12 protein-coding genes are annotated in these 12,511 nt (G+C 62.8%); all 12 read left to right on the top strand.

Annotated elements, in window-relative coordinates:
- Window positions 1–6 precede the first annotated feature (6 nt).
- Window positions 7–966 (top strand): nitroreductase family protein, encoded by a 960-nt coding sequence (locus tag BLW22_RS16235; protein WP_159440249.1) that lies wholly within the window; start codon window positions 7–9, stop codon window positions 964–966.
- Window position 967: 1 nt separating this feature from the next.
- Window positions 968–1,903 (top strand): glycosyltransferase family 2 protein, encoded by a 936-nt coding sequence (locus BLW22_RS16230; RefSeq protein WP_027608682.1) that lies wholly within the window; start codon window positions 968–970, stop codon window positions 1,901–1,903.
- Between the two features lie 69 nt (window positions 1,904–1,972).
- Window positions 1,973–3,094, top strand: a complete 1,122-nt coding sequence (gmd, locus tag BLW22_RS16225) for a GDP-mannose 4,6-dehydratase (RefSeq protein ID WP_027608681.1) — start codon at window positions 1,973–1,975, stop codon at window positions 3,092–3,094.
- A gap of 2 nt (window positions 3,095–3,096) precedes the next feature.
- On the top strand, window positions 3,097–4,074 hold the full coding sequence (gene fcl / locus BLW22_RS16220) for a GDP-L-fucose synthase (RefSeq protein ID WP_065925164.1): 978 nt from the start codon (window positions 3,097–3,099) through the stop codon (window positions 4,072–4,074).
- Window positions 4,074–5,282, top strand: coding sequence for a glycosyltransferase WbuB (locus BLW22_RS16215; RefSeq protein WP_065948171.1), 1,209 nt, complete (start codon window positions 4,074–4,076; stop codon window positions 5,280–5,282). Before fcl ends, BLW22_RS16215 begins: the two co-directional genes overlap by 1 nt.
- Before the next feature lie 5 nt (window positions 5,283–5,287).
- Entirely contained in the window at window positions 5,288–5,746 is a 459-nt protein-coding gene (locus BLW22_RS16210; RefSeq protein WP_065925180.1) for a GDP-mannose mannosyl hydrolase, read from the top strand.
- A gap of 23 nt (window positions 5,747–5,769) precedes the next feature.
- Window positions 5,770–7,179, top strand: a complete 1,410-nt coding sequence (locus BLW22_RS16205) for a mannose-1-phosphate guanylyltransferase/mannose-6-phosphate isomerase (protein WP_065925166.1) — start codon at window positions 5,770–5,772, stop codon at window positions 7,177–7,179.
- A 178-nt stretch (window positions 7,180–7,357) separates the two neighbouring features.
- Window positions 7,358–7,597: a hypothetical protein gene (locus BLW22_RS16200; protein ID WP_027608676.1), complete on the top strand. Its 240-nt coding sequence runs from the start codon at window positions 7,358–7,360 to the stop codon at window positions 7,595–7,597.
- Between the two features lie 87 nt (window positions 7,598–7,684).
- Window positions 7,685–8,797 (top strand): polysaccharide biosynthesis/export family protein, encoded by a 1,113-nt coding sequence (locus BLW22_RS16195; protein WP_065925167.1) that lies wholly within the window; start codon window positions 7,685–7,687, stop codon window positions 8,795–8,797.
- A 12-nt stretch (window positions 8,798–8,809) separates the two neighbouring features.
- Window positions 8,810–9,463: a YjbF family lipoprotein gene (locus BLW22_RS16190; RefSeq protein ID WP_235865592.1), complete on the top strand. Its 654-nt coding sequence runs from the start codon at window positions 8,810–8,812 to the stop codon at window positions 9,461–9,463.
- A complete protein-coding gene (locus BLW22_RS16185; protein ID WP_065948173.1) occupies window positions 9,460–10,227 on the top strand; it encodes a capsule biosynthesis GfcC family protein in 768 nt (255 codons plus the stop codon). Before BLW22_RS16190 ends, BLW22_RS16185 begins: the two co-directional genes overlap by 4 nt.
- Complete coding sequence (locus BLW22_RS16180) at window positions 10,224–12,299, top strand: YjbH domain-containing protein (protein ID WP_074847028.1); 2,076 nt, start codon at window positions 10,224–10,226, stop codon at window positions 12,297–12,299. Before BLW22_RS16185 ends, BLW22_RS16180 begins: the two co-directional genes overlap by 4 nt.
- The last annotated feature ends 212 nt before the right edge of the window (window positions 12,300–12,511 follow it).

Here is a 12,511-nt window from a genome sequence, read left to right as displayed (position 1 = left end):
AAACCCATGATGGATAAGGCATGGAAGTTGATGTATTTCGTCAGCGAGTTCTTTCGCGACATGCTCACGTTTATTCGCCACAACGGTTACTCGCCGTTGGAAAGCCGCAACAAGAAGCTGTTCTACAAAATCCTCATCGAAACCCACACCGTGGAAAAGGGCCTGTCCCTCAAGGAACCCAAGCCGCTGTTCGGCAAGGACAAGATCAACGGCATCATCCATATGCTCAACGAATACGACCGCACGTATTCGGCGCTGCCGGTGGAGATGGCCCTCGGCGCGTTCCAGGGTTACCTCGAGCTGCACCGCACCCTCGGCATCAGCGACGACTTCGTGTTTTACCTGGATGCTTATGTGGAGCACCTCAAGCGCGACGGCACCGCCGGCAGCGGTGGTATCAAGCGTGCAGCGCCGTGGCTGGGCAATGGCGGGCTGGATGCCAAGGCGTTCCTGCAATCGCGCTCCAGTTGCCGCATGTTCCAGGCCGGCAAGATCGACAGTGGCCTGCTGACGTCCCTGGTGGAGCTGGCGCAGTCGTCACCCTCGCAATGCAACCGGCAGTCGTCGCGGGTGCATGTGTATCAGGACCGCGCGGTGATCGCGCAGCTGCTGGAGCTGCAAGGCGGCTCGCGCGGGTTTGCGCAGTCGGTGGACAACCTGTTTGTGGTCACGTCCGAAGTCACCGCCTGGGGCGGCGCGGGGCAGCGCAACCAGCTTTACGTCGACGGTGCGTTGTTTTCCATGGGCCTGCTGCTGGCCTGCCACGCCAATGGCCTGGGCGCGTGCCCGCTGAACCTGGCGATCCTCAATTCGGTGGAAAAGAAGATCCGTGGCATCGGCGCCATCCCGGCCAGCGAGCGGTTGATCATGATGATCGCCGTGGGGCTGCCCCTGGAAAGCCACTTCCGGGCCGCGCGTTCACCGCGCCGGCTCACCACCGAAGTCCTGCAGATGCACGGTGGCTGATATGAAGCGCGAAACCGTCAGTGTGATCATCCTCACCTACAACGAAAGCCTGCATATCGCCCGGGCCATCGAGTCGGTACGGGCCTTCAGCGACGAAGTGCTGGTGGTCGATTCGTTTTCCACCGACGACACCTGCGACATCGCCCGGCGCCATGGCGCGCTGGTGGTGCAGCATGCCTTCGTCAACCAGGCCAAGCAGTTCCAGTGGGCGCTGGATCACCTGCCGATTACCGGCAACTGGACGATGCGCCTGGACGCCGACGAAATCATCGAGGCCGACCTTGCCGCCGCGATCAATACCCGGCTGCCGACCCTGGCCCGGGACATCACCGGCATCAACTTCAAGCGCAAGCATATCTTCATGGGGCGCTGGGTGCGCCATGGCGGCCGCTACCCGTTGAAAATGCTGCGGCTGTGGCGCACCGGCCAGGGGCGCATGGAGGACCGTTGGATGGACGAGCACATCTCGGTCGCCGAGGGCCGCACCATCACCCTCGACGGCGGTTTTGCCGACCATAACCTGCATGACTTGACCTTCTTCACCCACAAGCACAACCAGTACGCCACCCGCGAAGCGATTGAAGTGCTTAACGCGCGGCTGGGGCTGTTTGCGATACGCGATGAACTGCATGCCGGGCAGAGTTCGTTCCAGGCCAAGGCCAAGCGCCTGGTCAAGAACCGCGTGTACAACCGCGTGCCGTTCACCCTCAGTTCCACCGCGTATTTCCTGTGGCGCTACATCATCCAGCTGGGGTTTCTCGATGGCCGCAGCGGCCTGGTCTATCACCTGCTCCAGGGCTATTGGTACCGCTTTCTGGTGGGCGCCAAAGTGCTTGAACTGGAAACCGCGATTGCGCACTTAAACGATAAGGAAGCCATTGTCCGGGAACTCTCAAAGTTGACCGGCCATAACTTGAACCTGCCCACACCGAAGTAACTGAGCGTTTTTAACAAACACCCAAGTTTGGGTGTCGGCCTTCGCTCGCCTATCAATTGGGAGACAGACATGAATAAAGTCGCGCTTATTACCGGGATCACCGGTCAGGATGGCTCGTACCTGGCCGAGCTGCTGCTGGAAAAAGGCTATACCGTGCACGGCCTCAAGCGCCGTTCTTCGTCGTTCAATACCCAGCGCATCGATCATATTTACCAGGACCCGCAGGCCCTGCGTAAAAACCTGATCCTGCACTATGGCGACCTGGCGGATTCGTCGAACCTGACGCGTATCATCCAGCAGATCCAGCCCGATGAAATCTACAACCTCGGCGCCCAATCCCATGTGGCGGTGAGCTTCGATTCGCCGGAATACACCGCCGATGTGGATGCCCTCGGTACCTTGCGCATCCTCGAGGCGATCCGCCTGCTGGGCCTGGAAAAGAAGACCCGCTTCTACCAGGCCTCGACCTCCGAGCTGTACGGGCTGGTGCAGGAAACCCCGCAGAAGGAAACCACGCCGTTCTACCCGCGCTCGCCCTATGCGGTGGCCAAGCTGTACGCCTACTGGATCACCGTGAACTTCCGCGAAGCCTATGGGCTGTATGCGTGCAACGGCATCCTGTTCAACCACGAGTCGCCGCGTCGCGGTGAAACCTTCGTGACCCGCAAGATCACCCGCGCCCTGAGCAACATCGCCCTGGGCCTGGAACAGTGCCTGTACATGGGCAACATGGATGCACTGCGCGACTGGGGCCACGCCAAGGACTACGTCCGCATGCAGTGGATGATGCTGCAACAGGAACACCCCGAGGACTTTGTCATCGCCACCGGTGTGCAGTATTCGGTGCGCGACTTTATTCGCTGGTCGGCGGCGGAACTGGGGCTGCATCTGCGCTTTGTCGGCGAGGGCGTGGAAGAGGTGGCGGTGGTCGAGCGGATCGACGGCGACCTGGCGCCGGGCATCCTGGTGGGCGATGTGATTGTGCGCGTCGACCCGCGTTACTTCCGCCCGGCCGAAGTCGAGACGCTGTTGGGCGACCCGTCCAAGGCCAAGCGCCTGCTCGGCTGGGTGCCGGAAATCAGCGCCCAGGAAATGTGCGCGGAGATGGTTCGCGAAGACCTCAAGGTCGCCCAGCGCCACGCTTTGTTGCGCCTGCACGGGCATGACGCACCGATTGCCGTGGAGAACTGAGCATGGCACGTGACTTTGATGCGCGAATCTTCGTGGCCGGCCATCGCGGCATGGTCGGCTCGGCCATTGTGCGGCGCCTGTGGGCCTTGGGCTACACACAGTTGCTTACGGCCGGCCGTGACGAGCTCGACCTACTCGACCCGGCGGCGGTGCAGGCGTACTTCGCCAGGCACCGTGTGGACCAGGTGTACCTGGCGGCCGCCAAGGTCGGCGGGATTCACGCCAACGCAACGTACCCGGCCGATTTCATCTACCAGAACCTGATGATCCAGGCCAACGTGATCCACGCCGCCCACAGCCATGGCGTGGAGAAGCTGTTGTTCCTCGGCTCGTCATGCATCTACCCGGTGCATGCCCCGCAACCGATGATCGAAGCGGTGTTGCTCGACGGCGCGCTGGAACCCACCAACGAACCCTACGCGGTGGCCAAGATCGCCGGGATCAAGCTGTGCGAAAGCTACAACCGCCAGCATGGCCGCGATTACCGCAGCGTGATGCCCACCAACCTGTACGGGCCGGGCGACAACTACCACCCGCAGAACAGCCATGTGATCGCCGCCTTGCTGCGGCGCTTCCATGAGGCGACCCAGCGTGGCGATGAGGAAGTGGTGATCTGGGGCAGTGGCAAACCACGGCGCGAGTTCCTGCATGTGGATGACATGGCGGCGGCCAGCGTGCATGTGATGGAGCTCAGCCAGGAACGCTACCGCGAGCAGACCCAGCCGATGCGTTCGCATTTGAACGTCGGTACCGGGGTGGATTGCACCATCGCCGAACTGGCCCAGGCGCTGGTGCGGGTCACCGGCTTCAAGGGGCAGTTGCGCTTCGACGCCAGCAAGCCCGACGGCGCACCGCGCAAGCTGCTGGATGTGAGCCGGATCAACGCCCTCGGCTGGGAAGCCTATGTGCCGCTGGAAGAGGGGCTGCGCGACGCCTACAACGCCTATCTCGCGGCCCTCGAACAGCCTCGGGGCCACTGATGAAGATCCTCCTGTACGGCATCAACTACAGCCCGGAGCTCACCGGCATCGGCAAGTACAGCGGTGAACAGGCGCGCTGGCTGGCAGGCCAGGGCCATGAGGTGCGAGTGGTGACGGCGCCGCCGTATTACCCGCAGTGGCAGGTGGGCGAGGGCTATTCGCCGTGGCGCTTTCGCACCGAGCAGGACGACGGCGTGACGGTGATTCGCTGCCCGCTGTATGTGCCACGCCAGCCCACGGCGTTGACGCGCCTGCTGCACCTGATGAGCTTTTCCGCCAGTTCGTTTTTGGCGGTCATGGGGCAGTGGCGCTGGAAACCGGACCTGGTGATCCTGGTGGTGCCCACGCTGTTTTGTGCGCCCCAGGCACTGTTGTTGGCCAAGCTCAGTGGCGCGCGCTCGGTGCTGCATATCCAGGATTACGAAGTGGACGCGATGTTCGGCCTCGGCATCGGTGGCGGCTCCCTTGTGCGGCGCCTGGCGTTTGGGCTTGAACGCTGGCTGTTGCGGCGTTTTGACCGGGTCTCGACGATTTCCAGCGGCATGCTCGACAAGGCCCGGGGCAAAGGCGTGAACGGCAAGCGCCTGCTGTTCTTTCCCAATTGGTCGGAAACCGCCCGCTTTCGCCAGGTGCCCCGCAGCCCCGGGCTGCTGCAGCGCCTGGGTGTGGCGCCAGGCCAAAGGGTGTTGTTGTACGCCGGCAATATCGGCGAGAAGCAGGGCCTGGAACTGATCCTTGACGCCGCCCAGGCCTATGCCGATCGCCCGGAGCTGGTGTTCCTGATCGTCGGCCAGGGCACCGGCAAGGCCCGCTTGTTCGAGCGTGTGCAGCGCGATGGCCTGCGCAACGTGCTGTTTGCGCCGTTGCAGCCCTACGAGGATTTGCCGGTGCTGCTGGCCTCGGCCGACGTGCACCTGGTGATCCAGAAGCGCGGGGTGGCGGACGCGGTGCTGCCTTCCAAGTTGACCAATATCCTGGCGGTGGGCGGCCACGCCATCATCACCGCCGACCCCGGCACCACCCTCGGCCGCCTGTGCGAGGAACACCCGGGCATTGCGGTGCTGGCTGAACCGGAGTCCGTCGCCGCGCTGAACATAGGGATCGAGCGGGCACTGGCATTGCCCGCGCACAATGAGGTGGCGCTGAACTACGCCAAGGAGTTCCTCGACAAAGAACGTATTCTGCAACGCTTTATGGCACAGGTCTGATGGGTATGTGGCTTGATTTACCGACCTTCAATACGGTCGTGGCATCGACGCCGCTGGTGGCGATCGACCTGGTGGTGAGAAACACCCGTGGCGAGGTCCTGCTGGGCCTGCGCGTCAATCGGCCGGCTTATGGTTTCTGGTTCGTGCCCGGCGGGCGTATCCAGAAAAACGAACACCTCGACAACGCCTTCCGGCGCATCACCCGCGACGAACTGGGACACCCGTTCGAGCGCGCCCAGGCGCGGCTGCTGGGGGTGTACGAGCACTTCTACGACGACAGCGTGTTCGCCAACGCCGGGGCCGGGCCGAACACCCATTATGTGGTGCTCGGCTATTGCCTGGACCTGGCGGAAGGCCAGACCCTTCAGCCGCCCACGGAGCAACACCAGCATTACCGCTGGTGGCCCGAGGACGAACTGCGCATCAGCCCGCGGGTGCATGAACACACTCGCGCCTATTTCTGACTCTCTCTCCCGAGGACGCTCTCATGTTGTTACCGGTGATCATGGCAGGCGGTTCGGGGTCGCGCCTGTGGCCGCTTTCGCGGCAACTGAACCCCAAGCAGTTCCTGCGCCTGACCGACGCGCACCTGTCGATGCTGCAGCAGACCATCACGCGGCTGGAAGGCGCCAACGTCGCGCTGCCGCAGTTGATCTGCAATGAGCAGCATCGCTTCCTGGTGGCCGAGCAATTGCGCCAGTTGGGCCTGGAACAGGCCAGCATCCTGTTGGAACCGGTGGGGCGCAACACGGCGCCGGCCATCGCGCTGGCGGCGTGCAAGGCGCTGGCCGAGCACCAGGACCCGATCCTGCTGGTGCTGGCGGCGGACCATTTGATCGAAGACGTCCCGGCGTTTCATGCCAGCCTGGAAGTGGCGCTGCCGCTGGCCCGCGACGGCAAGCTGGTGACCTTCGGTATCACGCCCACTTGCGCCCATACCGGCTACGGCTATATCGAACAAGGCGCGGCGGCGGGCGAGGGCGGTTATCGGGTCAAGCGCTTTGTCGAGAAGCCCGACGCCGTCACCGCTGCGGCGTATGTGGCCGACGGTGGGTATTACTGGAACAGCGGCATGTTCATGTTCCGCGCCAGTCGTTACCTGGAGGAGCTGGAACGCTTCCAGCCGGCGATCCTCGAGGCTTGTCGCGTGGCGCTGGAAGGCGGCAGCCAGGATCAACCCTTCACCCGCGTGCATGCCGCGACCTTTGCCGCGTGCCCGGACGACTCCATCGACTACGCGGTGATGGAAAACACCCATGACGCGGTGATGGTGCCGTTGCAGGCCGGCTGGAGTGATATCGGCTCGTGGTCGGCGTTGTGGGAGGCCAGCGAAAAAGATGCCAGCGGCAATGTGATACGCGGCGACGGGCTGAGCCTGGACACCCGTGACACCTACGTCCACGCCGACAGTCGGCTGGTGGCCACGGTGGGGGTGCAGGACCTGATCATTGTCGAGACCAAGGACGCGGTATTGGTGGCCCACAAGGACCAGGTGCAGCAGGTCAAGGCCATCGTCGACCTGCTCAAGCAGGCCGGGCGCCATGAGCATCTCAACCACCGCGAGGTGTATCGGCCATGGGGCATGTACGACTCGGTGGACAACGGCCAGCGCTATCAGGTCAAGCGCATCACGGTGAAGCCGGGGGCCAAGTTGTCGGTGCAGATGCACCACCATCGCGCCGAGCACTGGATCGTGGTCAGCGGTACGGCGCGGGTGACCAATGGCGAACAGACTTACCTGGTGTCGGAAAACCAGTCGACCTATATCCCCATCGGCCAGGTGCACGCCCTGGAAAACCCGGGGGTGATCCCGCTGGAGTTGATCGAAGTGCAGTCGGGCTCTTATCTGGGCGAGGACGATATTGTGCGCTTCGAAGACAAGTACGGCAGGGCCTGAGGTTTTCCGACAATTAATAACGTTTTTAATAACTTCGCCGGGCGCAATGCATTGAAGGCCGGGGCTTGCCGGGAAAACGTTATTTTCAACTAGGTCGGCTGAATATTATCTGTCTGGTGTGCTGTTTAGTTGAATGGCACTATCGGTTTGCCTGCTCACTGATGATAAGGAGTCTGAAATGAGAAAATCACTGGCTATTCTGGTACTCAGTGTCTTGAGTACTTCGGCGATGGCCGACGAGTTACCGTTGGGGCTTGATACCACAGTGGCCGGAACCGTTACGGTGGGGCAAACGTTGTTGGTCGGCACTGCCCTGGTTGCCGGTGTTGCCGCTGTTTCCAACAGCGGCGGCAGCTCCAATGGCGGCACCACCACGGGTACTACCGGCACCACCGGCACTACGGGTACCAGCAACTAGTCGTACACCTTCCGCTTTTAAGACCGCTTGGAATCCCCGCCCAAGTGGTCTTTTTTTCTTGTCGTCTATCGCGAGTGTCCTAGCACTATGATGCGTATTTTTTCTATTGCAGCCGTGGCCGCTGCATTATTGCAAGGCTGCATGTTTTCCCCGGGTCAATATATGGATACGGCCGCCCTGACCGAAGAGGGCGGGCCTGAAAACAGTCGCGTGGATTTAATTCCGATTACGCCAAAGTTATTGGCCATGGACGCGGCAAGTCATGTGCCTTATTCCATTCCAGCAGAACTCTTGAGTTATAAACCCGGGCCGTATTTGATCGGCGCCAATGACGCGCTGTATATCACGGTGTGGGATCACCCTGAACTTACCGCGCCGTCCGGCCCGCAGCAGCAGATCGATGCCAACGGTCGCTTGGTCAGCCCCGAGGGCAACCTGTTTTATCCCTACGTCGGCGAGGTGGTTGCCAAGGGTCGCAGCATTGAAGCGCTGCGCAGCGAGATCACCGACAAGCTGCGCCAGTACATCGACAGCCCCCAGGTGGATGTCAGCGTGTTGCGTTTTGCCAGCCAGAAAGTGGTGATCAGCGGCGCGGTGATCAAGGCCGGGCCGGTGCCCCTCACCACCATTGCGATGAACGTCAGCGAGGCCCTCGGCGCCGCCGGGATCGACCCGATCAACGCCGACCTGTCGAACCTCACCCTCACCCGTGGCGGCAAGCGCTACACCCTGGACCTCGACACGCTCAACCTTGAGCAGTCGCGCCTGAATGACATCTATCTCAAGGACGGCGACCAGCTGTACCTGGCCTACAACGATCGCAAGCGCATCTACGTGATGGGCGAGGTGATGCAACCCCGCGCGCTGAGTTTCAAGACCCGCAGCATGAACCTCTCCGACGTGCTGGGTTCAGTGGGCGGGGTCAACCAGAACACCTCCAACGCCGATGCCATCTACGTGATTCGCGGCGCGCAGAACATCGATGTGGAACCGGCCAAGGTGTTCCAGCTGGAAGCCGGCTCTCCCTCGGCCATGGCCCTGGCCACGCGTTTTGATGTGCAGCCCCAGGACGTGGTGTTTGTCGGCCCGGCGAATATCACGCGCTGGAACCGCTTTATCAGCCAACTGGTGCCGTCCGCGTCGATCATCGGCATTGGTGCATCCACCCAGAACAACCTGAGCGAAGCCAGCAGCCGATAGGGTGGTACCTGCGTGAACAGTCTGAAAATCGGTACGTACGCAGGGTTGGCGTGGCTGTTGGCTGGCTGCAATCCGCTGATGCAGGCCTCGCTGGATACCTTCAAGGCTGCCGTCGGCGGCCCGCCGCCGTTGGTGTTGAGCCAGGCCCAGGTGGATGCGGTGCCGTTCCCCCAGATCAAGGTCACCACGGTGTCCGGCGCTGGGGTGATGGCGTTGATTCGCCAGCGTGACGACCTGCAGTTCTGGGTGGCGTCCGGCAAACAGGTGCTGCTGCTGCGCGATGGTCTGGTGGTGCGCACGGTGGGCCTGGGCACTGACCTGGATGGCACGCGCTGGCAGGGCCGGTCACCGTTCCAGCAAGGGTTGCATCGTGTCCCGGACGGCTATCGCAGCACGCGCCAGATCGACGTGGTGGACGGCTATCGCCTGGGCATTACGGTCAACAGCCACATGACGCGCCAGGGACTGGAGAGCGTCGAGATTCTCGACAAATCCTATGCCTTGCTGCGGGTGGATGAAGACATCGAGGCCGCCGGCTTTCACGCGCGTAACCGTTACTGGGTCGACCCCGGCGACGGTTTTATCGTGCAGAGCGAGCAGCACCTGACGCCCGACCTGACGCTCACCATTACCCAACTGCAACCGACTCGCAAGGATGCCCCATGATGCTGCGAAAATTGGCCGCGCTGGTGCTGTTGTGCAGTGGCGCCAGTGTGTCCCAGGCGGCGATGACCGTCAGCGGCGAGGTGCGCAATCCGGGGCCGATCCCCTTGGCGCCCGAGGCGCGCTTGCTGGATGTGATCACGGCGTCGCAACCGGATGCCCAGGGCTATTGGCTCGGTGCGGCCTGGCTGCGCCAACCCTTGCTGGCACAGCAGGCACGGCTCAAGGCCGGTGTGCTGTTTGACCTGCAAACCCTGCAGCGTGCGGCGTTGGCGGCCGGTCGCGAAGGTCGCGCGCATGCGGCGGCTCGGCTCTATCAACAGGTGCAGGCCTTGCCGGTGACCGGCCGCCAACAGGCGATGCTGGATCCGGTGGCGGTGGAAGTCGGCTTTGCGCCGAACCCGCTGGTCAGTGAGGGCGACAGCCTGGTTTATCCGCCGAGGCCGGACAGCGTGCGTGTCGTGGGTGCCGTCGCCGTGGCCTGCACGTTGGCATTCCAGCCGATGCAGCGGCCCCTCGATTACCTCCACGCCTGTCCGGCCCTGGCGGAAGCGGACCGCGATTACCTGTGGCTGATCCAGCCCGACGGCCATGTCACCCGCCTGGGTATCGCGGCATGGAATCGCGAGGAGGGCACGCCTCCCGCGCCGGGCAGCACGTTGCTGGTGCCGATCCGCAGCGACGACCTGGACCCGCTCACCCCCGAACTCAATCAGCAACTGGCCGAGTTTCTTGCCACCCAACCCCTGGCCGAGGTCACGCCTTGAAATTATGTATTGCAGCCGTGCTGCTGGTGCCCTGTGGCGTCGCCCATGGCGATCCCCGTTACACCCAAAGCGATTTCGGTGGCGTCGGGCTGCTGCAAACCCCCACCGCCCGCATGGCGCCCGCCGGCGAACTCAGCGTGAATGCCAACCGCACCGAACCCTACAGCCGCTACAGTTTTTCGGCGCAACCCCTGGACTGGCTGGAGGGCACCTTTCGCTACACCGCGATCACCAACCGCCCCTATGGCGCCGAGTCCTTCAGCGGCGGCCAGAGCTATAAGGACAAGGCCGTCGACGCCAAAGTGCGCCTGTATCAGGAAAGCCACTGGCTGCCCGAGGTGGCGCTGGGGTTCATGGACCTGGGTGGCACCGGGTTGTTTTCCAGCGAGTACCTGGTGGCCAACAAGCGCTACGGTGATGTGGATTTCAGTGCCGGCATCGCCTGGGGGTACCTGGGCAGTCGCGGTGATTTCGGCAACCCGTTGGGCGCCTTGGATGATCGTTTCAACCAGCGGCCCACCGCCGAAGGCTCCGGCAGTTTTTCCAACGGCTACTTTCGCGGCCGGCCCGCGTTGTTCGGCGGGATTGCCTATCAGACACCCTGGGCACCGCTGAGCCTCAAGCTGGAATACGAGGGCAACGACTATCAGAACGAACCCCGCGACAACAACCAGCGCCAGGACTCGCCCATCAACCTGGGCCTGGTCTACAAGCTGGCCGACTCCATCGATGTGAGTGCCGCCTGGGAACGTGGCAACACCGCCATGTTCGGCATCACCCTGCACACCAATTTCGTCAGCCGCAAGGCCCCGGTAAAAACCTACGACCCGCCGGCCCCCAAGTTGCCTGCCAAGGCCCCGACCACGCCGATGGACCAGGTGGATTGGGCCGCCGTCTCCCGGCGCCTGCACGATAATGCCGGCTACAACGTGCAGCGCATTACCCAGCGCGGGCCGGAGTTGTTGGTGTACGGCGAACAGCAGCGCTATTTCTACAGCGCCAAGGCGGTGGGCCGCGCCAGTCGGATTCTGGATGGCAGCGTGAATGACCAGATCGATTGGTTCACCCTGGTGAGCGAGCGTTATGCGCTGCCGATCGAAGAAACCAGCGTGCCGCGCGAGACCTTTCGCGAGGTGGTCAACCACCGCGAGGACCTGCAGAACCTGCATCGCCAGATCGAGGTCAATCGTGCCAGCAACCGCAGCCAGGCAGTGCTGTACACCCAGCCGCCCAAACCCTTCACCTATGGGGTGGGGCTGGGCTACAAGCAGAACGTCGGCGGGCCGGATGGCTTGCTCTACCAGGTGTCCGCCGACCTCGACGGCGAGTATCGTTTCACCCGCAATACCTGGTGGAGCGGCCTGCTCAGCGTCAACCTGCTGAACAACTACGACGGGTTTACCTACGATGCGCCCAGTGGCTTGCCCCGGGTGCGGACCGACCTGCGCCGGTACATGACCACCTCCGATGTGACCCTGCCGACCTTCCAGCTCAACCATGCGCAGCAGTTGGACCAGGACCTCTACGGTATGGTCTACGGTGGTTTGCTGGAGTCGATGTACGCCGGTGTCGGCAGTGAAGTGCTGTACCGCCCGATGGGCCAACGCTGGGCATTGGGGGCCGACCTGAACTACGTGCGTCAGCGTGGTTTCGAGCAGGATTTCAGCTTGCGCGATTACCGCACCCTCACCGGACATATCACCGGCTACACCGATCTGCCGTTCAACATTCAGGGCGCCTTGAGTGTCGGCCGCTACCTGGCCAGGGACTGGGGCGCGACCCTGGACCTGTCGCGGGAATTCAACAATGGCGTGCGGATTGGCGCGTGGATCACCCGCACCACTGCATCCAGCGCAGAGTACGGCGAAGGCAGCTTCGACAAAGGCCTGTACCTGTCCATTCCGTTCGATGAGTTGATGAGCCTGTCGACGATGCGGCGCGCCAACCTGGTATGGGCGCCACTGACCCGCGATGGCGGCGCACGCTTGAACCGCGCCTACTCACTGCATTCGATGACCGATGGGCGCGACAGTGAGCTGTTCTACAAGAACATCGACAAGATCACCGAATAAATGCACCCACACAGATACTGTCTCATCCAACACCGCTCAAATCCGTAGCAGCTGCCGAGCCGCGGCGAGGCTGCGTTTACGGCCTGCCAGGCACACCGCTGACGCAGCCTTGCTTGCGCTACGGGGGTGAGGTGGTGATGGGGATTGGCATTCGTAGCAGCTGCCGAGCCGCGGCGAGGCTGCGTTTACGGCCTGCCAGGCACACCGCTGAC

It is taken from the genome of Pseudomonas marginalis (genome assembly GCF_900105325.1).
GTDB classification, from domain to species: Bacteria; Pseudomonadota; Gammaproteobacteria; order Pseudomonadales; family Pseudomonadaceae; genus Aquipseudomonas; species Aquipseudomonas marginalis.
Note: the sequence above shows the minus strand (reverse complement) of the source record. Positions and strands in the feature narration are given on the sequence as shown.